The organism is Streptomyces alkaliterrae, from assembly GCF_007097205.2.
Taxonomy (GTDB): Bacteria; Actinomycetota; Actinomycetes; order Streptomycetales; family Streptomycetaceae; genus Streptomyces; species Streptomyces alkaliterrae.
In genome coordinates, this window is record NZ_VJYK02000005.1 from 1 (window position 1) to 23316 (window position 23316).

Here is a 23316-nt window from a genome sequence, read left to right on the forward strand (position 1 = left end):
GTCGGGCACGTTGCCGCGTGAGGGGGTGGGTTCGAAACGGGTCCAGCCGACGCCTTCGAAGTAGACCTCGGGCCAGGCGTGGGCGTCCTGGATGCCGACCTCGTAGACGCCGGTGCCGGTGCGGGTGCCGGGGGTGAAGCCGACGGCGACCCTGGCCGGTATGCCCAGCGTGCGGGACATGGCGGCCATCGAGAACGCGAAGTGCACGCAGAAGCCCTCGCGTTGTTCGAGGAATCGGGCGATGGCCGCGCTGCCGCTGCCGGCGCGCACCTGGGTGTCGTAGCGGAAGCCGCCTTCGCGGGCGAACCACTCCTGGAGGGCGAGCGCCCGCTCGTAGTCGCTGCCCGCGCCGGCGGTGACCTCCCGCGCGGTCTCGGCGACGACCTCGGGCAGCGACTCGGGGACGCTGGTGTACTCCCCTACGAGGCTCGGGCGGGGCTCGGGCGCGTTCTTGAGCTGTTCGGCGGTCGGCCGGACGCTGAGGCTGGCCACCGTGTAGGCGGCGCCGGCGGTGGTCTGCCGGTGGTCGCCGACCAGCGTGCGGCCCTCGGGTTCGAAGCGCCACCGCCCGTCGATCTCGACCCGCTGCGCCGGGTACGGCATCGGCAGCCAGTTCTGCTTGTACCAGTCGGCGGCCTCGATGGAGGTGACGTTGAGGCGGCGGGCCACGTCGGGGGAGAGGCCGGGCACCGCCGGCAGCGGGTCGGGCACGGCCTGGATGCGCCGCTCGGCGGGCTTCCACGCGGTGCCGTCGAACTGGTCGAGGGCGACTATGCGCAGGTACATGTCCTGGTTGTCGCGGGCGTTGGTGCTGTAGGTGAGGACCGTGCGGTTCTCGGGCTGGTTGAGGCTGTCCTGGAGGGCGACCAGCGGGTTGACGGCGGTGACGGTGCCGCCGACGGGGTTGCCTCCGGTGTTGTTCGCCGGGTCCAGCAGGCCGCCGCCGAGGGAGGGCAGCAGCGCGGGCACCAGCAGGGCCAGGCCCAGCGCGGCCGCGCCGATGCGGCGTCCGGTGCGCACCGGGGAGGACAGCCGGTTCGACGTCTCGGCTCGGCTCGCCGAAGCTCCGCCCGCGGAAGCTCCGCCCGCTGCGGGCCCGCCACGCGCGGGTCCGCCGAGGGAGGGCCCGCCGAAGACGCGGCCCCAGCGCGTGACGCGGTCCCGCCCCTCGGCGAGGAGGAGCAGCAGGTAGCCGGCGGCGGCGGCGAGGAACCACAGCCAGGTGATGTCGCCCTGGCCCAGCCCGGCCGCGACCGAGTACAGGGCGAGCAGCGGCAGTCCGGCCGGGGCCGCGGCGCGGAACGTCACCGCGAGCAGGTCGACGAGCAGCCCGATCAGCACCACGCCGGCGACCAGCAGCAGCCGGATGCCGTCGGTGACCGGAGCCGGGGTCGCGAACCGGGTGACGTCGTCGGCGCCCTGCCCGAGCAGCAGCCACAGCTGCTCGAAGGACGCCGGTAGCGGGATCATGCCGCCGAGCGCGGTGCCGGGCACAAAGAGGACGGTGACCAGCACCAGCGCGGTCACCAGCTGCGCGAGGAGGGTGAGCGGTCTGGCCAGTGGTGTCCGCCGGGCCATGACGCCCACCGCGCCCAGGACCGCCAGCACCAGGGCGGCCTGCGCCAGCCAGCCCACCGGTTCGTCGACCAGCGGGGTCAGCGCGCCCGCCGCCGCGACCGTGGCCAGCCAGGCGGCCGCGGTCAGCCGTGTTCCGCCGCTCATCAGTGAACGCCCCCCGTCGTGCGGTTGCCGCCTACTCTGCCGTCCGCCTGCCGCCACAGGTCGGCGAGCCGGGCGCCGGGCAGGCAGGGCAGCACGGTCCAGCCGCCCTCCCGGAGTTCCCGCAGGCGCGCCTCCTCGACGTCGGGCGGTTGCTGGCCGCCGGCCACGAACGCCACGGCGGCGCCGGCGCGTTGCCGGATGCGGGCGGCGAGCGCGGTCTGCTGTTCGTCGAGCGCGCCGAGGAACGCGACGAGCAGCCCCTCGCCGCCGTGCAGCGCGTCCAGGGCCCGGGAGAGGCCGGGGTCCTCGGAGTGTTCGACGACGGCGAGCACGTCCATCAGCAGCCCGGCGGTGTCCGAGGAGTCGCCGCTCAGGTCGCCGCCGTCGGGTCCCGGGGCCATCGCCCCGGTGTCGGTGAGCAGTCGTACGGCGTAGCCGCGTTCGAGCAGGTGCACGGCGACGGAGGCGGCGCCGGTCACCGCCCACTCGAAGGGCGAGTCGGGGCCCGAGCCGCGCCAGCCGGTGCGCCGGGTGTCGAGCAGGACCGTGCAGCGGGCCTGCCTGGGCTGCTCCTCGCGGCGGACCATCAGTTCGCCGTAGCGGGCGGTGGAGCGCCAGTGCACCCGGCGCAGGTCGTCGCCGTGCCGGTACTCGCGGGGGATGACGTCGTCGTCCCCGGCCAGGGCGAGCGAGCGGCGGTGGCTGTCGCCGTAGCCGCCGGCCTCGCCGGGCAGCCGGATGGGCGGCAGCGGCTCGGTGGGCGGTATCACGGTGAGGGTGTCGTGGGCGCTGAAGGAGCGGGTCAGCTCGACCATGCCGAACGGGTCGCTCAGCCGCAGTTCGAGCGGGCCGAGGGGGTAGCGGCCGCGCAGGTCGGAGCGCACCCGGTAGGAGACCTCGCGGCGCCCGCCGGCCTCCACCCGGTCCAGGACGAACCTGGGCCGGGGGCCGAGTACGTAGGGCACCCGGTCCTGGAGCATCAGCAGCCCGGTGGGCATCCGGGAGACGTTGTCCATCCGCAGCCGCACCCTGGCCTCGGTGCGGGTCGGCACCCGGGACGGGGAGAGCAGCCGGGAGCCGACCACCCGGTGGCGGGTGCGGTGCAGCACCAGGACGCACACCAGCGGCAGCGCGGCCAGCAGCATGCCCACCCGCAGCAGGTCGGGTTGGCCGAGCACGTAGGCGCAGGCCGCGGCGGCCATGCCGGCGGCGAGGAAGGACCGCCCCCGCGTCGTGAGCCCGGCGAGCGAGGTCCGCAGCCCGGCGCGGGCGCCGGGAGCACCGCCGTCGGGGCCACCGTCGGGAGCGCCGCTGCCGTCGGCCATCACAGGCCCCGGTCGGAGGACCGCCCGTACGGTTCCCGCCACGCCTGCGCGGCGGCCTCGGGGACGGGCGTGTGCCGGAGTATCTCCAGCACGATCTGTTCGGCAGTACGCCGGTTGAGCTGGGCCTGGGCGGTGGGCAGCAGCCGGTGGGCGAGGACCGGGACGGCGAGCGACTGCACGTCGTCGGGCAGGGCGTACTCACGGCCGGCCAGCGCGGCGGTGGCCTTGGCGGCCCGCAGCAGTTGCAGGGTGGCGCGCGGTGAGGCGCCCAGTCGCAGTTCGGGGTGGTTGCGGGTGGCGGTGACCAGGTCGACGGCGTACCGGCGGACGGTGTCGGCGACGTGCACGCTCCGCACGGCCTCGATCAGCTTGGCGACGTCGTCGGCGTGCGCGACCGGTTGCAGGTCGTCCAGTGGGGAGACCGGGGAGCTACCGCCGTGCACGTCCAGCATCTCCAGTTCGGCCTCCGGGCTCGGGTAGCCGATGGAGATCCGGGCCATGAAGCGGTCGCGCTGGGCCTCGGGCAGCGGGTAGGTGCCCTCCATCTCTACCGGGTTCTGGGTGGCCACGACCATGAACGGGTCGGGCAGCCGGTAGGTGTGGCCGTCGATGGTGACCTGGCGTTCCTCCATGGACTCCAGCAGCGCCGACTGGGTCTTGGGGGAGGCGCGGTTGATCTCGTCGCCGATGACGATCTGCGCGAAGATCGCGCCCGGCTTGAACTCGAAGTCCTTGCGCTGCTGGTCGTAGATGCTGACGCCGGTGACGTCGGAGGGCAGCAGGTCGGGGGTGAACTGGATGCGGCGGACCGTGCAGTCGATGGACCGGGCCAGCGCCTTGGCGAGCATCGTCTTGCCCACCCCGGGCACGTCCTCGATCAGCAGGTGGCCCTCGGCGAGCAGCACGGTGAGCGACAGGCGCACGGCCTCCGGCTTGCCCTCGATGACCCGCTCCACCGAACGGCGTACCCGGTCGGCGGTGTCCGTCAGGTCGCTGAGGCTCGCCCGCTCGTCATAGGTCGTCACCCGGCCCTCCTCGGCCCTCACCGGCCGAGCCACGTGGATCTCCGTTGATCCCCGTGGTCGGCGCACCGTGAAACTTCCCGGTCGGACCCGGTGCGGGCCGACCGTCGGAGGGCCATTGTTCACGGCCGACGGCCCTTCCGTCACTCTTCCGGGACCCGGGAGTGGACCCACCGGGACAAACCGGGGCACGGACAGGGCCGGGAGGTCAGCTCCGGCTCACGCGGGGTCGACCTCGCGGAGCGCGCCGGTGTGGACGTCGAACACGAAGCCGCGGACGTCGTCGGTGTGCGGCAGGAACGGGGAGGTGCGGATGCGTTCCATCGACTGGCGGACGTTCTGGTCCAGGTCGCGGAAGGCCTCCACGGCCCAGCTCGGCCGCTGGCCGACCTCCGTCTCCAGGTCGTAGCGGAACTCCTCGGTGAGCTTGAGCAGACCGCAGCCGGTGTGCTGGATCAGCACCACGGAACGGGTCTCCAAGGCGCGTTGGCTGATCGTCAGGGAGCGGATCACGTCGTCGGTGACCACACCTCCGGCGTTGCGGATGGTGTGGCAGTCACCGAGGTTCAGACCCAGGGCGGCGTGCAGGTCCAGACGGGCGTCCATGCACGCCACGACGGCCACCTTCAGCACCGGCCGGGCGTCCATGCCCGGGTCGGTGAAGTCGGCGGCGTAGGTGGTGTTCGCTTCGACGAGACGGTCGGTGACCGTCCGCTGCTGGGAGGATGTCGACATGCCCGCACATTAACGGGACCGGATGCGGGAATTCACTGTGAGATCGGGCGTAGTCCCGCATTCGGTCGCGCCCGTTGCCGCCTGTGAGGTAATCCACAGCGGACGGCCGGTGCTTCGGGGCGGGGACGCGGGCGCGGTCGCCGGTGTCTCGCGGAGCGGACACGGCGTGTCGCCCGACGCCCGGAGGCGCCCGGGGGTGACGGGGACGAACCGGGCGGCAACGCGCCAGACCGGTTGGTTGACCGGGCCGGTCAGTGGACTAGAGTGACGCCGAGTGGGAGGCGTGAGAGCGCGTCCGACCGGTACGGGAACCCGATCCGACGCCCGATCGTGCGCGCGGCGGTGCACATGGGGCTCGGCCTCCTCCCGCTCCGGCCCTCTGACGTCACTTCCCCGGCGCCAGGAGGCGGCTTCCCCTTCAGAGCGGGCGGGGACCGAGCTGGATGTGCAGCAGCCCGCGCCGGACCGTGAACGAGGGCGCATGACCAGCAGCGAAGAGCGACACGTACCTGTGATGCTCCAGCGGTGTCTGGACCTGCTCGCCCCCGCGCTCCAGGAGCCCGGCGCCGTGGTCGTCGACTGCACGCTGGGGCTCGGCGGACACAGCCAGGCGATGCTCGACGCGTTCCCCGAGGTCTCGCTGATCGCGCTGGACCGAGACCCGCAGGCGCTGAAGCTCGCCGGTGAACGCCTCGCCGACTACGGCGACCGGGCCACCCTGGTGCACGCCGTCTACGACGAACTCCCCGACGTGCTCGACCGACTGGGCCGGCCGCGGGTCCAGGGCGTCCTCTTCGACCTCGGCGTCTCCTCGATGCAGCTCGACGAGGCCGACCGCGGCTTCGCCTACGCCCAGGACGCCCCGCTGGACATGCGCATGGACCAGAGCACCGGGGTCTCCGCCGCCGAGGTCCTGAACACCTACCCGCCCGGCGAACTCGTCCGCGTCCTGCGCTCCTACGGGGAGGAGAAGCAGGCCAGACGCATCGTCGAGGCCGTGGTGCGGGAACGCCAGAAGGAGCCGTTCCGCAACAGCGCCCGGCTGGTGGAGGTCATCCGCGAGGCGCTGCCGCAGGCCGCCAAGCGCACCGGCGGCAATCCCGCCAAGCGCACCTTCCAGGCGCTGCGCATCGAGGTCAACGGCGAACTCGCGGTGCTGGAGCGGGCGGTGCCCGCCGCCGTGGACGCGCTCGCCGTCGGCGGCCGGATCGCCGTGCTCTCCTACCACTCGCTGGAGGACCGGCTGGTCAAGCAGGTGTTCGCGGCGGGCGCCGCGTCCACCGCGCCGCCCGGGCTGCCGGTGGTGCCCGAACGCTACCTGCCCCGGCTGCGGTTGCTCACCCGCGGCGCCGAACTGCCCTCGGAGGAGGAGGTGGCCCGCAACCGCCGCGCCGCCCCCGCCCGGCTGCGCGGCGCCGAACGCGTCCGGGAGGTAGTGAAGGAATGACGGGCAAGGAGCGGTCGCCACGGTTGGCCCGGCTCTCCAGGCTGGTCCCCGGCCAGGGCGCGGGCGCCGCCCGCACCCCGTTCGTGCTGCTTGTCGTCGTCCTGCTCGGTTCCGGGCTGCTCACCCTGCTGCTGCTCAACGCCTCCCTCAACCAGGGCTCGTTCGAGCTGAGCAAGCTCAAGAAGCAGACCAGGGAGCTCACCGACGAACAGCAGCAGCTCCAGCAGGAGGTCGACAACTACTCCGCGCCGGACGCGCTGGACAAGCGGGCCCGGGAACTGGGCATGGTGCCCGGCGGCGCGCCGGTGTTCCTGCGGCCCGACGGCAAGGTCGTCGGAGAGCCGGAAACAGCCGCCCCCGACTCCGGGAGGTGACGCGGTGCGTCCCGAGGAACCGCGCCGCCGGGTGCCGCGCCCGGCAGGCCCACGACGAGGCCGCCCCGCCGAAGGCCGGTCCGGCGGACCGCCCCGCCGACCGGCGGCGCGCCGTCCGGCCCGGCTGCGTCTCGGACGGCACCGGGCCAGACTGCGCTTCCTGAGCGTCGGCCTCACCCTCGTCCTGCTGGTCTTCGTGATCCGGCTGCTCCAGGTGCAGGCGGTGGACGCCGGGCACTACGCCCAGCAGGCCAACGTCAACCGCTACGTCACCGTGCCGATCGCCGCCGAGCGCGGCACCGTCACCGACCGCGCCGGACGCGAACTCGCCACCACCGTGGACGCCTACGACATCACCGCCGACCCGTTCCTCTTCACCGAGGAGCAGTCCGAGGTGTCCGACGCGCCCGCGCAGGCCGCCGCGCTGCTCGCGCCGATCCTCGGCGCCGACCCCGAGGCGCTGACCAGGTCGCTCACCGACCCGCCGGCGCCCCGCTACGTCGTCCTGGCCAGGCAGCAGACCCCGCAGGTGTGGCGGCAGATCCAGGACCTCAGGCGGGCCCTGGCGCAGAAGGCGAAGGACGGCGAGGGCGCCAACGTGCTCGCCGGGGTCTACGCCGAACCGCGCGCCAAACGGGTCTACCCGAACAGGGAGCTGGCCGCCGGCGTGCTCGGCTTCGTCACCTCCGACGGTCGGGGCGGCGGCGGTCTTGAGGCCCAGCTCGACAAGGAGCTCGCCGGCAAGGACGGCAAGATCACCTACGCCCAGTCCGCCGGCCGGCGGGTGCCCACCGCCGGCGCCGAGGAGCAGCCCGCCACCCCGGGCACCTCCGTCGAGCTGACCATCGACCGGGACATCCAGTGGGCCGCCCAGCAGGCGGTGTCCGAACAGGTCCGCAAGTCCAAGGCCGACCGGGGCTATGTCATCGTGCAGGACGTGGCGACCGGCGAGGTGCTGGCCATGGCCAACGCCCCGGGCTACGACCCCGGCGACCTCACCAGGGCCAGCAGCACCTCACTCGGCAACGCCGCCCTCCAGGACGCCTTCGAACCCGGCTCCACCGCCAAGCTGATGACCATGGCGGCCGTCCTGGAAGAGGGCAAGGCGGTCCCGGAGACCAAGGTCATCGTGCCCAACCGGCTCGGCCGCGCCGGCCGCGCCTTCGCCGACGACCACGACCACCCCACCTACCACCTCACCCTCACCGGGGTGCTCGCCAAGTCCAGCAACATCGGCACGATCCTGGCCGCCGAACGCCTCGGCGACCGGCAGCGGGAGGCCAACCGGGTACTCCACCGCTACCTGCGGGCCTTCGGCGTCGGCAAGAAGACCGGCCTCGGCTTCCCCGGCGAGACCTCCGGCATCCTCGCCAAGCCGGACGACTGGAACGCCTCCCAGCAGTACACCATCCCCTTCGGACAGGGCGTCTCCGTGAACGCGCTCCAGGCCACGTCCGTGTACTCCACGATCGCCGGCGGCGGCGTCCGGATCGCCCCCACCCTGGTGAAGGGCACCACCGGACCCGACGGGCGCTACACCCCCGCGCCCGAGCCGAAGCGCAACCGCGTCGTCTCCGAGGAGACCGCCACCACGCTCTCCCGGATGCTGGAGGCGGTCGTCCACGACGAGCAGGGCACCGGGAAGGTCGCCGCCATCCCCGGCTACCGCGTCGCGGGCAAGACCGGCACCTCCAACCGCGTCGACCCGCAGACCGGCCGCTACCGCGGCTACACCGCCTCCTTCGCCGGCTTCGCACCCGCCGACAACCCCCGGGTCACCGTGTACTGCGCGGTGCAGAACCCCAAGCGCGGCAGCTACTACGGCAGCTCGGTGTGCGGCCCGGTCTTCCACAAGGTCATGACCTTCGCGCTGAAGTCACTGCGCGCCGCACCCACCGGCGGCAAGCCGGCCGGGCTGCCCACCACCTTCGAACCGGGCGAATGAGCGCCACCCGCGAGTGAGAGAGAACCGCACGTGCACACGATCACCGACGCAGTGGACCCCGGCGGTGGCTCCCGGCCGCCGCGCCCCTCACTTGGCCCGACGGACACCGGGCCCGGTAACCTCACCGCCGTGCCACAAGCTGATCTGACCCCATCCGAGACCGAGCCGGCCGGTAAACCGGAGGCCCTCGCGCTCCGCCCCACCGGGCTGCGCCCCGTACCGCTGGCCGAACTCGCCCGGACCCTGGACGTCCGCCCCGCCCACGCGGCCGACAGCGCAGCCGCCGAGGACGTCCCCGTCACGGGGATCACCCACGACTCCCGCGCGGTCCGCCCGGGCGACGTGTACGCGGCCCTGCCGGGCGCCCGCTTCCACGGCGTGGACTTCGCCACCCAGGCCGCCTCGCTCGGCGCCGTCGCCGTGCTGACCGACCCGGCCGGCACCGAACGCGCGCTGGCCACCGGGCTGCCCGTCCTCACCGTGGACGACCCGCGCGGCCGCATGGGACGCCTGGCCGCCGAGATCTACGGCGAACCCGGCCGCGACCTGCTCCAGATCGGCATCACCGGCACCTCCGGCAAGACCACCACCGCCTACCTCGTCGAGGGCGGACTGCGCGCCGCCGCCAAGGAGGGCGAGCTCACCGGCCTCATCGGCACGGTCGAGTCCCGCGTCGGCGACCGCCGGGTGAAGTCCGAACGCACCACCCCCGAGGCGACCGACCTCCAGGCCCTCTTCGCGGTGATGCGGGAGAACGGCGTCACCTCCGTGGCCATGGAGGTCTCCAGCCACGCCCTGGTGCTCGGCCGGGTCGACGGCTGCGTCTTCGACGTGGCGGTCTTCAACAACCTCAGCCCGGAACACCTCGACTTCCACCCGGACATGGACGACTACTTCCGGGCGAAGGCGGCGCTGTTCACCCCCGAGCGCTCCCGCGTCGGCGTGGTGAACGTCGACGACGAGTGGGGCCAGCGCCTGGCCGGCGAGGCCGGGGTGCCGGTCGTCACGTTCTCCGCCGAGGGCCACCCGGACGCCCACTGGCGCGCCGAGGACGTCGAGATCGGCCCGCTCGGCTCGACGTTCACCGCCGTCGGCCCGAACGGCACCCGGGTGCGCGCCGCCGCCCCGCTGCCCGGCCCCTTCAACGTCTCCAACACCCTGGCCGCCCTCGTCGCGCTGGTGGTCGCCGGAGTCGACGCGCAGACCGCCGCCGACGGCATCGCCGCCGTGCCCGGCGTGCCCGGTCGGCTCGAGCGGGTCGACGCCGGCCAGCCCTACCTGGCCGTCGTGGACTACGCGCACAAGCCGGACGCCGTGGAGTCCGTGCTGCGCGCCGTCCGCAAGGTCACCCCAGGGCGGGTGCACGCCGTGCTCGGCTGCGGCGGCGACCGCGACCCGCACAAGCGGACCGCGATGGGCGCGGCACTGGCCCGCCTCGCCGACACCGCCGTCCTCACCTCCGACAACCCGCGCTCGGAGGACCCGCTGATGATCCTGGCCGCGATGCTCGCCGGCGCCGCCGAGGTGCCCAGCCACGAACGCGGCACGGTGCTGCTGGAGGAGGACCGGGCCGCGGCCGTCGCCGCCGCGGTCGCCCGCGCCGAGCCCGGCGACACCGTCGTCGTCGCCGGCAAGGGCCACGAGCAGGGGCAGGACATCGCCGGAGTGATCCGCCCGTTCGACGACCGCGAGGTGCTGCGCGAGGCGATCGTGGCCGCGGGCCACGCCACGCCCCGCAGCCAAGACGAGGAGCGCGACGCCCGATGATCCCCCTCAGCCTCGCCGACATCGCCGAGATCGTCTCGGGACGGCCCCACGGCATACCGGACGACCAGCTCAAGGTGACCGGCCCGGTCGTCATCGACTCCCGCAAGGTCGAACCGGGCGGACTCTTCGCCGCCTACGCCGGCGAACGCGTCGACGGCCACGACTACGCCGCCGCGGCGGTCGCGGACGGCGCCGTCGCCGTGCTGGCCACCCGCCCCGTGGACGCCCCGGCGATCCTCGTGGACGACGTCACCCGCGCGCTCGGCGCGCTCGCCCGGCACAGTGTCTCCGCGCTCGGCACCGCCGTCGTCGCGCTGACCGGCTCGGCCGGCAAGACCAGCACCAAGGACCTCATCGCCCAGCTCCTCGGCGAACTCGGCCCCACGGTCTGGCCGCCCGGCTCCCTCAACAACGAGATCGGGCTGCCGCTGACCGCCCTGCGCGCCGGCGCCGACACCCGCCACCTCGTGCTGGAGATGGGCGCCCGCGGCAAGGGCCACATCCGCTACCTGGCCGAACTCACCCCGCCGCGCATCGGCGCCGTGCTGAACGTCGGCACCGCGCACCTCGGCGAGTTCGGCGGCCGGCAGCAGATCGCCGAGGCCAAGGGCGAACTCGTGGAGAGCCTGCCGAGCGCCGCCGAGGGCGGCGTCGCCGTGCTCAACGCCGACGACCCCCTGGTGCGGGCGATGGCTGCGCGCACCAAGGCCCGTGTGGTGCTGTTCGGCGAGTCCGCCGACGCCGACATCAGGGCCGAGGACGTCCGGCTCGGCGACGACGGCAGACCCTCCTTTACCCTTCACACACCCTCCGGGTGCAGCGATGTGACCATGCGCCTGTACGGTGAGCACCACGTGTCGAACGCGCTTGCCGCGGCGGCCGTTGCCCATGAACTGGGCATGCCCGCCTCGCAGATCGCGCAGGCGCTCACCAGCGCGGGCACGCTCTCCCGGTGGCGCATGGAGGTCACCGAGCGCGCCGACGGCGTCACCGTCGTCAACGACGCGTACAACGCGAACCCCGACTCCATGAAGGCCGCCCTCCGTGCGCTGGTGGCCATCGCGGGAGGGGGCGCGAGGGGCGGCGGACGTCGTACGTGGGCGGTGCTCGGTGAGATGGCGGAACTCGGTGAGGCCGCGCTCACGGAGCACGACGCGGTCGGACGGCTCGCCGTCCGGCTCAACGTCAGCAAGCTCGTGGCGGTCGGTGGCCGGGAGGCCGCATGGCTCGACATGGGCGCCAAGAACGAGGGTTCGTGGGGTGAGGAGTCGGTGCACGTGTCCGACGCTCGGGCGGCGATCGACCTGTTGCGCAGTGAACTGCGACCGGGTGACGTCGTACTGGTGAAAGCTTCCCGTTCGGTAGGCCTCGAGCAGGTCGCGCAGGCCCTGCTCGCCGACGCGGAGGGCGAGGTCGCCGGTCGATGAGGCAGATCCTCTTCTCCGGAGTCATCGGGCTCTTCCTGACCCTGGTCGGCACCCCGCTGCTGATCAAGCTGCTCGCCCGCAAGGGCTACGGGCAGTACATCAGGGACGACGGGCCGCGCGACCACCACAGCAAGCGCGGCACGCCGACGATGGGCGGTATCGCCTTCATCCTGGCGACCCTGGTCGCCTACGCGCTGACGAAGGTCATCACCGGCAGCCAGCCGACCATCTCCGGTCTGCTCGTGCTGTTCCTGATGGCCGGTATGGGCCTGGTCGGCTTCCTCGACGACTACATCAAGATCGTCAAGCAGCGCAGCCTGGGCCTGCGGGCCAAGGCCAAGATGCTCGGACAGCTCATCGTCGGCATCGCCTTCGCGGTGCTCGCCCTGAACTTCGAGGACCTGCGCGGCAACGCGCCCGCCTCGGACCGGCTGTCCTTCACCCAGGACTTCGGCTGGCACCTGGGCCCGGTGCTCTTTGTCATCTGGGCGCTGTTCATGATCCTGGCGATGTCCAACGGCGTGAACCTCACCGACGGTCTGGACGGCCTGGCCACCGGCGCCTCGGTGATGGTCTTCGGCGCCTACACCTTCATCGGCGTCTGGCAGTACCAGGACTCCTGCGCCATCACCGGCAGCCCCAGCTGCTTCGAGGTCCGCGATCCACTGGACCTCGCCGTCGTGGCCGCCGCGCTCATGGGCGCCTGCTTCGGCTTCCTGTGGTGGAACACCTCACCCGCCAAGATCTTCATGGGCGACACCGGCTCGCTCGCCCTCGGCGGCGCGCTCGCCGGTCTGGCCATCCTCTCCCGCACCGAGCTGCTGCTGGCCATCCTCGGCGGCCTCTTCGTGCTCATCACCCTCTCGGTGGTCATCCAGGTCGGCTCCTTCCGGCTCACCGGCAAGCGGGTCTTCAAGATGGCGCCACTCCAGCACCACTTCGAACTCAAGGGCTGGAGCGAGGTCCTGGTGGTGGTCCGCTTCTGGATCATCCAGGGCATGTGCGCCATCGTCGGCGTCGGCATCTTCTACGCGGCCTGGGCGGCGCAGAAGTGACCGGGCACGCGGCCGGACGCCCGGCGGACGCGAAGCCGTCGGCGGACCTCGTCGAGGAGTTCGACGGCCGGACGGTCGTGGTGGCGGGGCTCGGCGTGAGCGGCGTCAGCGCCGCCCGCGTGCTGGCCTCGCTGGGCGCCCGGGTCACCGTCGTGGACGGCGGCCACGGCGAGGCCCAGCGGGAACGCGCGGCGGCGCTCGCCGAGGAGGGCGTCGCCGTCCGCCTCGGCGACGGCGAGAGCCTGCCGGAGGGCACGGAGCTTGTCGTCACCTCACCCGGCTGGCCGCCGTCCTCCCCGCTGTTCGAGGCCGCCGCCGAGGCCGGCGTGGAGGTCTGGGGCGACGTCGAACTGGCCTGGCGGCTGCGCGGGCTGCGGTCCGCCGAGCCGGCGCCCTGGCTCGCCGTCACCGGCACCAACGGCAAGACCACCACCGTGCGGATGCTCGCGGAGATCCTGTCCGCTGCCGGGCTGCGCACCGCGGCCGTCGGCAACATCGGCACGCCCATCCTGGACGTCGTGCTCTCCGACGAGCCGTACGACGTGCTCGCCGTCGAGCTGTCCAGCTACCAGCTGCACTGGGCGCCCTCGGTGCGGCCGCACTCGGCGGCCGTCCTCAACATCGCCCCCGACCACCTCGACTGGCACGGCTCGATGGCCGCCTACGCCGCCGACAAGGGCCGGATCTACGAGGGCAACCAGGTCGCCTGCGTCTACAACGCCGCCGACCCGGCCACCGAGCACCTGGTCCGGGCCGCCGACGTCGCCGAGGGCTGCCGGGCGATCGGCTTCACCCTGGCCAGCCCCCGCCCGTCGGAGTTCGGCGTGGTCGACGGACTGCTCGTCGACCGGGCCTTCGTCGAGGACCGGCAGCGCCAGGCCCAGGAACTCGCCGAGGTCGGCGACCTCGCGCCCTCCTCGGGCCACGTCGCCCCGCACGTCGTCGCCAACGCGCTCGCCGCCGCCGCGCTCGCCCGCGCCTACGGCGTACCCGCGGAGGCGGTACGCGAGGGGCTGCGCGCCTTCCGCCCCGACGAGCACCGCATCGCGCACGTCGCCGACGTGGACGGCGTGGCGTACGTCAACGACTCCAAGGCGACCAACACCCACGCCGCGCAGGCCTCCCTCGCGGCGTACGAGTCGGTCGTGTGGGTCGCCGGCGGACTCGCCAAGGGCGCCACCTTCGACGAACTCGTCAAGGGCGCGGCCGGTCGGCTGCGCGGTGTGGTCCTGATGGGTGCCGACCGCCACCTCATCCGTGAGGCGCTGGCCCGACACGCCCCCGATGTACCGGTCACCGACCTCGCCCGGACCGACACTGAGGCGATGTCGGCGGTGGTGCACGAGGCGAGCCGACTGGCCCGGCCCGGGGATACGGTGCTGCTGGCACCGGCCTGTGCCTCGATGGACATGTTCACCAACTACGGCCAGCGCGGCGACGCCTTCGCCACCGCGGTACGGGAGTTGGCCGACGGCCGGGACACAGAAGAGGGCTAGCCGTCCCCTCCCGGGGGTCGGCGACGGTCACCAGGAGGGGACGGAAGAGACATGACGGCCGACAAGCGCAGGGGCGGCGGGTCCGCCGGCGCCGGCGTCCGCTCCTCGGCGTCGGGCCGGGCCGGCCAGGCGCCCCGCCCGGCCGGCGGCTCCAGGGCCACCGCCCAGTCGACGGCGAAGGCCGGCGCCAGGTCGACCGGCGCCGCCGGGCCCGCCGCGAAGTCGACGGCGAAGCCCGCCGCGAAGTCGACGGCGAAGTCCCCCGCGAAGCCGACGGCGAAGCCGCGCGCGAAGTCCACGGCGAAGCCGCGCGTGTCCACCGCCAAGCCCGCCGCGAACACCGCCGGCGCCACCCCGCCCGCCGTGCTCGCCCGCCCGCTGGACGGCATCCGGCGACTGCGGAACCGGGCCAGGCGGGCCTGGGACCGGCCGCTCACCGCCTACTACCTCGTGCTCGGCGGAAGCCTGCTGATCACCCTGCTCGGTCTGGTGATGGTCTTCTCGTCCTCGCAGATCGAGGCGTTGCGCGACAACCTCCCGGCCACGTACTACTTCCGCAAGCAGCTCCTGGCCGCCGCGATCGGCACGGTGCTGCTGCTGATCGCCTCGCGGATGCCGGTGAAGCTGCTGCGCGCACTGGCGTACCCGGTACTCGCGGTCTCGATCGTGCTGCTGGGCCTCGTCCAGGTGCCGGGCATCGGTGTGAAGGTCAACGGCAGCACGAACTGGATCCAGCTCGGCGGCTCCTTCCAGCTCCAGCCGAGCGAGTTCGCGAAGCTGGCACTGGTGCTGTGGGGAGCCGACCTGCTGGCCCGCAAGGGCGACCGGCAACTGCTCCGGCACTGGAAGCACCTGCTGGTGCCACTGGTACCGGGGGCGCTGCTGGTGTGCGCGCTGGTGCTGCTCGGCGGTGACATGGGCACGGTGATGATCCTCGTCGCGATCCTCTTCGGGCTGCTGTGGATCGCGGGGGCGCCCACCCGGATGTTCATCACGGTGTTGTCGGTCTCGGCCGTCGTCGGCGCCGCACTCATCATGAGCGCGCCGCACCGGATGCAGCGGGTGGCCTGCCTGGGCGCGACCGAGCCGGGCCCGGGGGACGCCTGCTGGCAGGCGCTGCACGGCATCTACGCCCTCGCCTCGGGCGGCTGGTTCGGCTCCGGGCTGGGGGCCAGCGTGGAGAAATGGGGCGAACTGCCCGAGCCGCACACGGACTTCATCTTCGCCATCACCGGAGAGGAACTGGGCCTGGCGGGGACGCTGTCGGTGCTCACCCTCTTCGCGGCTCTAGGCTATGCGGGTATCCGCGTGGCCGGACGCACGGAGGATCCGTTCGTGAGGTATGCCGCGGGAGGGGTGACATGCTGGCTCATGGCCCAGGTTGTCATCAACCTCGGCGCTGTGCTGGGTCTGCTGCCCATCGCCGGGGTGCCCCTGCCGCTGTTCTCCTACGGTGGCTCCGCCCTGCTTCCGACGATGTTCGCCGTCGGGCTGCTGATCGCCTTCGCGCGCAGCGACCCCGCTGCGCGCGCGGCTCTGGCCATGCGGCAGCCTGGTGTACAAAAGACGCTGGCTGGGGTGAGAGGTAAGTCGATGAGACGGCGTGTCAAACGGCCGCCGTCCGGAGAGCGGTGAATTTCGGTGCATGTCGTACTCGCCGGTGGGGGGACCGCCGGCCACATCGAGCCGGCGCTCGCCCTCGCGGACGCCCTGCGGAGGCAGGACCCGACCGTGGGTATCACGGCCCTCGGCACGGAGCGGGGTCTGGAGACCCGTCTGGTACCCGAACGCGGCTACGAACTCGCGCTGATCCCCGCCGTACCGCTGCCCCGCAAACCCACCCCCGAGCTGATCACCGTCCCCGGACGGCTGCGGGGCACCATCAAGGCGGCCGAGCAGGTGCTGGAACGCACCAAGGCCGACTGCGTCGTCGGCTTCGGCGGCTATGTGGCGCTGCCGGGCTACCTGGCCGCCAAGCGGCTGGGCGTGCCGATCGTGGTGCACGAGGCGAACGCCCGTCCCGGCCTGGCCAACAAGATCGGCTCCCGGTACACCCGGCACGTCGCGGTCGCCACCCCGGACAGCAAGCTGCGGCACGCCCGCTACATCGGCATCCCGCTGCGCCGTTCCATCGCGACGCTGGACCGGCAGGCGGTACGCGCCGAGGCCCGTGCGGCGTTCGGCCTCGACGCGAACCTGCCGACGCTGCTGGTGTCCGGCGGCAGCCAGGGCGCCCGGCGGCTGAACGAGGTCGTCGAGCACATCGCCCCGGTGCTGCAGCGCTCGGGCATCCAGGTGCTGCACGCGGTCGGCCCGAAGAACGAGCTGCCGCAGACCGACAACATGCCGGGCATGCCGCCCTACCTCCCGGTGCCCTATCTGGACCGGATGGACCTCGCCTACGCGGCGGCGGACATGATGCTCTGCCGCGCGGGCGCGATGACGGTCGCCGAGCTCTCCGCCGTCGGGCTGCCGGCCGCGTACGTGCCGCTGCCGATCGGCAACGGCGAACAGCGGCTCAACGCCCAGCCCGTGGTGAAGGCCGGCGGCGGACTGCTCGTCGACGACGCCGACCTGACGCCGGAGTGGGTGCAGCGACACGTGCTGCCGGTGCTGACCGATCCGCACCGGCTGCACGACATGGCACGGTCCGCCGCCGAGTTCGGCCGGCGGGACGCCGACGAGCTGCTGGTCGGCATGGTCTACGACGCGATCGCGACACGCCGCTGACGCTGCGCGGTCTTCCCGCCCGTGATCGGGGAGCGTGGGGTGTGCGCCGGGTGCGCGGCCGGAGTGCCGGCGGCGGGTCGGTGCGGTGGACGAGTGTGAACACCGGGCCGTGCCCGGACGGAAGGCGGAGGCGTGGGCGGAGCGGCCGGCGGGACCACCACGGCACGTGGCCGGGACAACTCCCCACGTTCCGGCCCCGCTTCGCCGCCGCGATCGGCGAAGCCCCGGCGCCCGGCGCCGATGCCCTCCACCCGCACGCTGGTGGCGGTCGCCGTGCTGATCGCGGCCGTGCTCGGCTTCGGCGCGTGGGCGCTGTACGGCTCGTCCTGGTTCCGGGTCGAGCAGGTCTCGGCGCGCGGCCTCGACAAGCTGACCGAGGACGAGGTGCTGGACGCGGCGGCCGTGCCGACGGGGGAGCCGCTGGCCGGTGTGGACCGGGCGGCGGTCGCCGCCCGGGTGCGCGAGGAACTGCGCCGGGTGGAGTCGGTCGAGGTCGTGCGCGACTGGCCGAAGGGCGTCCGGATCGACGTCGTCGAGCGCACCCCCCGCGTGGTGATGGAACGTCCGGGCGGCGGCTGGACCGAGGTGGACCGCACCGGGCTGCGGTACGCCACCACCGACAAGCGGCCGCGCGGTGTGCCGCGACTGGTGGTGGAACCGGACAGGGGCGTCGGCGGCGGTCGGTTCGACCGGCACCGGCTGCGTGCGGAGGCGGTGGTCGTCGCCGGCGACCTGCCGCCGGAGGTGCGCCGGCGCACGGAGGTGATCCGGGTGCGGTCCTTCGACTCGATCCGGCTGGAGCTGAGCGGCAACCGCGTGGTGATGTGGGGCAGCAGCGAGTACGGTGCCGCGAAGGCGCGTGCGCTGCGTGCCCTGCTGGCGGCGGACAAAAAACGCGCGGGCGTCGGGTACTTCGACGTGAGCGTCCCCAGTGCCCCGGCGGTGTCGGGGAGTTGACGCACATGTGTGCAGGCCAGCACCCTGGTTGGCTACCGCAACGGCTGATCACATAGGGTGAAAAGAAAAACGGGAGGTTCGGCGTGTTCGTTGAACGCGCAGTGCTTGTCGACTTAGTGTCCGTTCCGAAGACTCACAGAAGTACGGACACTGGTAACCCTAAACTTGACCGTTAGGGTTCGGGTCGGCATCCGGACCGGCCCATCGGCATAGGTCGACGCCCCGCGACCCTCGGGCGTCGACACGTAACTCGAGGCGAGAGGCCTTCGACGTGGCAGCACCGCAGAACTACCTCGCAGTCATCAAGGTCGTCGGGATCGGCGGCGGTGGCGTGAACGCCATCAACCGGATGATCGAGGTCGGTCTCAAGGGCGTCGAGTTCATCGCGATCAACACCGATGCGCAAGCCCTGTTGATGAGCGACGCCGACGTCAAGCTCGACGTCGGTCGGGAGCTGACCCGGGGCCTGGGCGCCGGCGCCAACCCGGACGTCGGCCGCAAGGCCGCCGAGGACCACCGCGAGGAGATCGAGGAGGTGCTCAAGGGCGCCGACATGGTCTTCGTCACGGCCGGCGAGGGCGGTGGCACCGGCACCGGCGGCGCGCCCGTCGTGGCCAACATCGCCCGCTCGCTCGGCGCGCTGACCATCGGCGTGGTCACCCGGCCCTTCACCTTCGAGGGCCGCCGGCGCGCCAACCAGGCCGAGGACGGCATCGCCGCGCTGCGCGACGAGGTCGACACGCTGATCGTCATCCCGAACGACCGGCTGCTGTCGATCTCCGACCGCCAGGTGAGCGTGCTGGACGCCTTCAAGTCGGCGGACCAGGTCCTGCTCTCCGGTGTGCAGGGCATCACCGACCTGATCACCACCCCCGGCCTGATCAACCTCGACTTCGCCGACGTGAAGTCCGTGATGTCCGAGGCCGGTTCGGCTCTCATGGGCATCGGCTCCGCGCGCGGGGACGACCGAGCGGTGGCGGCGGCCGAGATGGCCATCTCCTCCCCGCTGCTGGAGGCGTCCATCGACGGCGCCCGGGGGGTCCTGCTCTCCATCTCCGGCGGCTCCGACCTCGGTCTCTTCGAGATCAACGAGGCCGCGCAGCTGGTCAGCGAGGCCGCCCACCCCGAGGCGAACATCATCTTCGGCGCGGTCATCGACGACGCGCTGGGCGACGAGGTGCGGGTCACCGTCATCGCCGCCGGCTTCGACGGCGGCCAGCCGCCGGCGAAGAACCGCGAGAAGGTGCTCGGCTCCTACGGCGGCGGCAAGGAGGAGTCCACCGCTTCCGCCACGGCCGGCCGCACCGAGCCGGAGCCGGAGCGTTCCGCCTTCGGCGGCCTCGGCGCGGTGCCCGCCCGCGAGGAGGAGAGCGAGCCGGCGTCCCCGATCAGCCCGGCCAGTCCGGTCAGCCCCGTCGGCGACGTGCCCGCGCCCAGCGCGAGCAGCCCCCAGGTCCCCTCCGCCCGGCCCTACCAGGAGAGCCCGGCCGAGGAACTGGACGTACCGGACTTCCTCAAGTAGTCCGGCCCGCACCACAGTGATAGTCAACCGGACACCAGGCGGCGCGCACTTCGCCTTCACCGACAGGTGGGGCGGGGTGAGCGCCGCTCCCCGTGACAGCCTCAACCTCGGCGGGGCCGTCGGCGACGAGCCGACCGCCGTCGCCGCCAACCGGACCCGGGCCGCCACCGAACTCGGCCTCGACCCGGCACGCGTGGTCTGGATGAACCAGGTGCACGGCCGGGACGTCGCGGTCGTCGACCGCCCCTGGCCCCCGGGCGACACGCCACCCGTCGACGGAGTGGTGCACGCCGGGGCCGAGCTCGCGCTGGCGGTGCTCACCGCCGACTGCACACCCGTACTGCTCGCCGACCCGGTCGCAGCCGTCATCGGCGCCGCCCACGCCGGCCGTCCCGGTCTGGTGGCCGGAGTCGTCCCGGCGACCGTCGAGGCCATGGTGGAACTCGGCGCCCGGCCCGACCGCATCGAGGCCGGGCTCGGCCCCTCGGTCTGCGGCGCCTGCTACGAGGTGCCGGAGCGGATGCGCGACGAGGTCGCCGCCGTGGTTCCGCAGGCGTACGCCACCACGAGTTGGGGTACGCCGGCGGTCGACGTGGCGGCCGGGGTGTGCGCGCAGCTCGACGCGCTCGGGGTGCGCGCGGTCGACGCGCCACCGGTGTGCACCCTGGAGTCGAAGGACCACTTCTCCTACCGCCGGGAGCGTGTCACCGGCAGGCTGGGCAGTTACGTGTGGCTGGAGTCGAACCGATGACCGAACCGCTGGAGCCCGTCACCGAGAAGGACCGCCGGGACGAACTCGCCGCCAACCTCGAAGCCGTGGAGCGCCGCATCGCCGACGCCTGCGCGGCGGCGGGCCGCGACCGGTCGGAGGTGACCCTCATCGTCGTCACCAAGACCTACCCCGCGAGCGATGTGCGACTGCTCGCCGATCTTGGCGTTCGCAACGTCGCGGAGAACCGCGACCAGGAGGCGGCGGCCAAGGCGGCCGAGTGCTCCGACCTCCCCCTGGTCTGGCACTTCGTCGGCCAGCTCCAGACGAACAAGGTGCGCTCGGTCACCGACTACGCGGACGTCGTGCACTCGGTGGACCGCGGCCGACTGGTCACCGCGCTCTCCAGCGCCGCCCAGCGGCAGGGCCGGGAGCTGGACTGCCTGCTCCAGGTGGCCCTGGACAAGGAGGCGGACGAGGGCGCCGGGCGCGGCGGCGTCGCGCCGGACGCGGTACTCGAACTCGCCGAGCAGGTCAGGGCGGCACCGAGGCTGCGACTTGCCGGTCTGATGACCGTCGCCCCGCTCGCCGGGCCCTACGCCGGCCGGCCCCGGGAGGCGTTCGAGCGGCTGATGGAAATCTCCCGGAGCCTGCGTAGTCTTGAGCCGACTGCGAACATGGTGTCGGCGGGCATGAGTTCGGACCTCGAGGACGCCGTCGCGGCCGGTGCGACACATGTACGTGTCGGCAGTGCGGTACTCGGAGTCCGACCCCGGCTCCGGTAACGTCGCCAAGCAAGTCGGACCACCGTAGAAAATATGGTCATTTCCGACTGTAACGGGCAGGTCACGTGGATCCTGGTCGCCGATGACGGAGCCGATCCACCACAGAGCGGAGGAAGCGGAGCATGGCCGGCGCGATGCGCAAGATGGCGGTCTACCTCGGCCTCGTGGAGGACGATGGGTATGACGGCCGGGGGTACGACCCCGACGACGAGTTCGAGCCCGAACCCGATCCGGACCGGGACCGCCGACGGCAGAACCACCAGCAGGTCCACGATCCCGAGCCCGAGGAGTCGGTCCGGGTGGTCCACCCGCCGGCCCAGCGCGAACGTGATCAATCTCCCGCTCTGGTGCCCGACGCGGGCCGGGTCAGCAGGATCGCACCCGTGTCGTCCATCACACCTGAACGTCCCAACCTGGAGAAGAACGCACCAGTGATCATGCCCAAGGTCGTCTCCGAGCGGGAGCCCTACCGCATCACCACACTCCACCCCAGGACGTACAACGAGGCCCGTACCATCGGGGAACACTTCCGCGAGGGCACGCCGGTGATCATGAACCTGACCGAGATGGACGACACCGACGCCAAGCGTCTCGTCGACTTCGCGGCCGGTCTGGTGTTCGGTCTGCACGGCAGCATCGAGCGGGTGACCCAGAAGGTCTTCCTGCTGTCTCCTGCTAACGTCGATGTCACGGCGGAGGACAAGGCCCGCATCGCAGAGGGCGGGTTCTTCAACCAGAGCTGATACAACACCAGACAAGCCCCGGTCAGCGGGCCGGGCACACCAGCCAAGGGGAGAGGGAAGCACACGATGGGGACAGTGCAGCAAGTGAGTCTCGTTGCGCTGCAATGCTTTCTTGTGGTCCTGATCTTCCGGCTGGTGATGGACTACGTGTTCATGTTCGCCCGCTCATGGCAGCCCGGCAAGGCGATGGTGGTCGTTCTCGAGGCCGCCTACACTGTCACTGATCCGCCACTCAAGCTCCTGCGGCGGTTCATCCCGCCGCTGCGCTTCGGGGGTGTGGCGCTCGACCTGTCCTTCTTCGTACTGATGATCATCGTTTACATCCTGATCAGCATCGTGGCCAGTCTGTGAACGAGTACGGTCTTGCCGATATGCCGATGACCTACGTTGAGGTGAAGAGATGCCGCTGACCCCCGAGGACGTGCGGAACAAACAGTTCACGACCGTCCGTCTGCGAGAAGGCTACGACGAGGACGAGGTCGACGCCTTCCTGGACGAGGTCGAAGCCGAACTGACCCGCCTGCTCCGCGAGAACGAGGACCTGCGCGCCAAGCTGGCCGCGGCCACCCGCGCCGCCGCGCAGAACCAGCAGAACATGCGCAAGCCCGAGCCGCAGGAGCGCCCCCAGCAGGGCGGCCCCGTGCCGCCGGCCATATCCGGTCCGCAGCCGGTGCCGCCGGGGCAGCAGCAGATGGGCGGACCGCCCCAGCTGCCCGGCGCGCCGCAGCTGCCCGCAGGACCCGGTGGCCCGCAGGGCGGACCGCACGGTCCCGGCCCGATGGGTCCCGGTGGGCCGGGCGGCCCCATGGGCGCCCCGCAGATGCCCCAGCAGAACAACGACAGCGCCGCCCGGGTGCTCAGCCTCGCCCAGCAGACCGCCGACCAGGCGATCGCCGAGGCCCGCTCGGAGGCCAACAAGATCGTCGGCGAGGCCCGCAGCCGCGCCGAGGGTCTGGAGCGCGACGCCCGCGCCAAGGCCGACGCCCTGGAGCGGGACGCCCAGGAGAAGCACCGCGTCGCGATGGGCTCCCTGGAGTCCGCCCGCGCCACGCTGGAGCGCAAGGTCGAGGACCTGCGCGGCTTCGAGCGGGAGTACCGCACGCGCCTGAAGTCCTACCTGGAGAGCCAGCTGCGTCAGCTGGAGAGCCAGGCCGACGACTCGCTGGCCCCGCCGCGCAGTCCGCAGGCCCCCTCACTGCCGGCTTCGCCGTCGATGGCCTCGGCCGGCGCCTCCACCGGTGGCGGTGGCGGCACGATGGGCGGTCACCAGACCATGGGCGGCAACCCGTCGATGGGCGGCGGCGCCGGGCACGGCGGCCACCACACCCAGGGCGGCGGCCAGACCTACGGCGGTCAGCAGCAGATGTCCCCGGCCATGACCCAGCCCATGGCGCCGGTGCGTCCGCAGGGCCCGCAGCCGATGGGCCAGGCGCCCTCGCCGATGCGGGGCTTCCTCATCGACGAGGACGACAGCTGAGCAGGCGCGGTTGAGCGCGTCCGAGTAGGACGTCGGCATATATCCGAAGGGCCGGACCCCCACCGGGGGTCCGGCCCT

At 72.6% G+C, this 23316-nt stretch carries 20 protein-coding genes; 16 read left to right on the forward strand and 4 right to left on the reverse strand.

Annotated features, from left to right (window positions below):
* From FNX44_RS01070 to FNX44_RS01085, 4 genes are all read right to left on the reverse strand, one after another.
* Positions 1 to 1722: transglutaminase TgpA family protein (locus FNX44_RS01070; protein WP_143645979.1), on the reverse strand; the 1722-nt coding region annotated here is incomplete at its 3' end.
* On the reverse strand, positions 1722 to 3050 hold the full coding sequence (locus FNX44_RS01075) for a DUF58 domain-containing protein (RefSeq protein WP_323368999.1): 1329 nt from the start codon (positions 3048 to 3050) through the stop codon (positions 1722 to 1724). The genes FNX44_RS01075 and FNX44_RS01070, both read right to left, overlap by 1 nt.
* Entirely contained in the window at positions 3047 to 4072 is a 1026-nt protein-coding gene (locus tag FNX44_RS01080) for an AAA family ATPase (RefSeq protein WP_143645981.1), read from the reverse strand. Before FNX44_RS01080 ends, FNX44_RS01075 begins: the two co-directional genes overlap by 4 nt.
* Before the next feature lie 216 nt (positions 4073 to 4288).
* Positions 4289 to 4804, reverse strand: coding sequence for a beta-class carbonic anhydrase (locus FNX44_RS01085; protein ID WP_143645982.1), 516 nt, complete (start codon positions 4802 to 4804; stop codon positions 4289 to 4291).
* Positions 4805 to 5315: 511 nt separating this feature from the next.
* On the opposite strand from FNX44_RS01085, the gene rsmH reads away from it, so the two are divergent.
* From rsmH to FNX44_RS01165, 16 genes are all read left to right on the forward strand, one after another.
* On the forward strand, positions 5316 to 6251 hold the full coding sequence (gene rsmH / locus FNX44_RS01090; RefSeq protein ID WP_407699163.1) for a 16S rRNA (cytosine(1402)-N(4))-methyltransferase RsmH: 936 nt from the start codon (positions 5316 to 5318) through the stop codon (positions 6249 to 6251).
* On the forward strand, positions 6248 to 6625 hold the full coding sequence (ftsL, locus tag FNX44_RS01095; protein ID WP_143645984.1) for a cell division protein FtsL: 378 nt from the start codon (positions 6248 to 6250) through the stop codon (positions 6623 to 6625). Before rsmH ends, ftsL begins: the two co-directional genes overlap by 4 nt.
* Before the next feature lie 4 nt (positions 6626 to 6629).
* Positions 6630 to 8570, forward strand: coding sequence for a peptidoglycan D,D-transpeptidase FtsI family protein (locus FNX44_RS01100; protein ID WP_143645985.1), 1941 nt, complete (start codon positions 6630 to 6632; stop codon positions 8568 to 8570).
* Positions 8571 to 8600: 30 nt separating this feature from the next.
* On the forward strand, positions 8601 to 10337 hold the full coding sequence (locus tag FNX44_RS01105; protein WP_181353966.1) for a UDP-N-acetylmuramoyl-L-alanyl-D-glutamate--2,6-diaminopimelate ligase: 1737 nt from the start codon (positions 8601 to 8603) through the stop codon (positions 10335 to 10337).
* Positions 10334 to 11764 carry a UDP-N-acetylmuramoyl-tripeptide--D-alanyl-D-alanine ligase gene (locus tag FNX44_RS01110; RefSeq protein ID WP_143645986.1) on the forward strand — a complete coding sequence of 477 codons (1431 nt, stop codon included), beginning with the start codon at positions 10334 to 10336 and terminating at the stop codon, positions 11762 to 11764. Before FNX44_RS01105 ends, FNX44_RS01110 begins: the two co-directional genes overlap by 4 nt.
* The gene (gene mraY / locus FNX44_RS01115) at positions 11761 to 12819 is read left to right on the forward strand and encodes a phospho-N-acetylmuramoyl-pentapeptide-transferase (RefSeq protein WP_143645987.1); all 1059 of its coding nucleotides are present in this window, start codon (positions 11761 to 11763) and stop codon (positions 12817 to 12819) included. The genes FNX44_RS01110 and mraY overlap by 4 nt, the downstream gene beginning before the upstream one ends.
* A gap of 77 nt (positions 12820 to 12896) precedes the next feature.
* Positions 12897 to 14315: a UDP-N-acetylmuramoyl-L-alanine--D-glutamate ligase gene (gene murD / locus FNX44_RS01120; RefSeq protein ID WP_407699164.1), complete on the forward strand. Its 1419-nt coding sequence runs from the start codon at positions 12897 to 12899 to the stop codon at positions 14313 to 14315.
* A gap of 51 nt (positions 14316 to 14366) precedes the next feature.
* The gene (gene ftsW, locus FNX44_RS01125; RefSeq protein ID WP_143645989.1) at positions 14367 to 15950 is read left to right on the forward strand and encodes a putative lipid II flippase FtsW; all 1584 of its coding nucleotides are present in this window, start codon (positions 14367 to 14369) and stop codon (positions 15948 to 15950) included.
* Positions 15951 to 15956: 6 nt separating this feature from the next.
* Positions 15957 to 17045 carry an undecaprenyldiphospho-muramoylpentapeptide beta-N-acetylglucosaminyltransferase gene (gene murG, locus FNX44_RS01130; RefSeq protein ID WP_143645990.1) on the forward strand — a complete coding sequence of 363 codons (1089 nt, stop codon included), beginning with the start codon at positions 15957 to 15959 and terminating at the stop codon, positions 17043 to 17045.
* Between the two features lie 240 nt (positions 17046 to 17285).
* Positions 17286 to 18002, forward strand: a complete 717-nt coding sequence (locus FNX44_RS01135) for a cell division protein FtsQ/DivIB (RefSeq protein WP_143645991.1) — start codon at positions 17286 to 17288, stop codon at positions 18000 to 18002.
* 271 nt (positions 18003 to 18273) lie between these two features.
* Positions 18274 to 19524, forward strand: a complete 1251-nt coding sequence (ftsZ, locus tag FNX44_RS01140; RefSeq protein WP_143645992.1) for a cell division protein FtsZ — start codon at positions 18274 to 18276, stop codon at positions 19522 to 19524.
* 76 nt (positions 19525 to 19600) lie between these two features.
* Positions 19601 to 20275: a peptidoglycan editing factor PgeF gene (pgeF, locus tag FNX44_RS01145; RefSeq protein ID WP_323368995.1), complete on the forward strand. Its 675-nt coding sequence runs from the start codon at positions 19601 to 19603 to the stop codon at positions 20273 to 20275.
* Positions 20272 to 21018 carry a YggS family pyridoxal phosphate-dependent enzyme gene (locus FNX44_RS01150; RefSeq protein WP_143645993.1) on the forward strand — a complete coding sequence of 249 codons (747 nt, stop codon included), beginning with the start codon at positions 20272 to 20274 and terminating at the stop codon, positions 21016 to 21018. Before pgeF ends, FNX44_RS01150 begins: the two co-directional genes overlap by 4 nt.
* A 122-nt stretch (positions 21019 to 21140) precedes the next feature.
* Positions 21141 to 21761, forward strand: a complete 621-nt coding sequence (locus FNX44_RS01155) for a cell division protein SepF (protein ID WP_143645994.1) — start codon at positions 21141 to 21143, stop codon at positions 21759 to 21761.
* Between the two features lie 66 nt (positions 21762 to 21827).
* Positions 21828 to 22112 (forward strand): YggT family protein, encoded by a 285-nt coding sequence (locus FNX44_RS01160; RefSeq protein ID WP_143645995.1) that lies wholly within the window; start codon positions 21828 to 21830, stop codon positions 22110 to 22112.
* 49 nt (positions 22113 to 22161) lie between these two features.
* Positions 22162 to 23238 carry a DivIVA domain-containing protein gene (locus FNX44_RS01165; RefSeq protein WP_143645996.1) on the forward strand — a complete coding sequence of 359 codons (1077 nt, stop codon included), beginning with the start codon at positions 22162 to 22164 and terminating at the stop codon, positions 23236 to 23238.
* Positions 23239 to 23316 lie beyond the last annotated feature (78 nt).

Excerpts from the sequence above, each read along its gene's own strand:
- FNX44_RS01110 (WP_143645986.1), top strand. The coding sequence starts at position 10,334 with ATGATCCCCCTCAGCCTCGCCGACATCGCCGAGATCGTCTCGGGACGG.
- FNX44_RS01085 (WP_143645982.1), bottom strand. The coding sequence starts at position 4,804 with ATGTCGACATCCTCCCAGCAGCGGACGGTCACCGACCGTCTCGTCGAA.
- FNX44_RS01155 (WP_143645994.1), top strand. The coding sequence starts at position 21,141 with ATGGCCGGCGCGATGCGCAAGATGGCGGTCTACCTCGGCCTCGTGGAG.
- mraY (WP_143645987.1), top strand. The coding sequence starts at position 11,761 with ATGAGGCAGATCCTCTTCTCCGGAGTCATCGGGCTCTTCCTGACCCTG.
- ftsW (WP_143645989.1), top strand. The coding sequence starts at position 14,367 with ATGACGGCCGACAAGCGCAGGGGCGGCGGGTCCGCCGGCGCCGGCGTC.
- FNX44_RS01135 (WP_143645991.1), top strand. The coding sequence starts at position 17,286 with ATGCCCTCCACCCGCACGCTGGTGGCGGTCGCCGTGCTGATCGCGGCC.
- FNX44_RS01150 (WP_143645993.1), top strand. The coding sequence starts at position 20,272 with ATGACCGAACCGCTGGAGCCCGTCACCGAGAAGGACCGCCGGGACGAA.
- ftsL (WP_143645984.1), top strand. The coding sequence starts at position 6,248 with ATGACGGGCAAGGAGCGGTCGCCACGGTTGGCCCGGCTCTCCAGGCTG.
- FNX44_RS01160 (WP_143645995.1), top strand. The coding sequence starts at position 21,828 with ATGGGGACAGTGCAGCAAGTGAGTCTCGTTGCGCTGCAATGCTTTCTT.
- FNX44_RS01165 (WP_143645996.1), top strand. The coding sequence starts at position 22,162 with ATGCCGCTGACCCCCGAGGACGTGCGGAACAAACAGTTCACGACCGTC.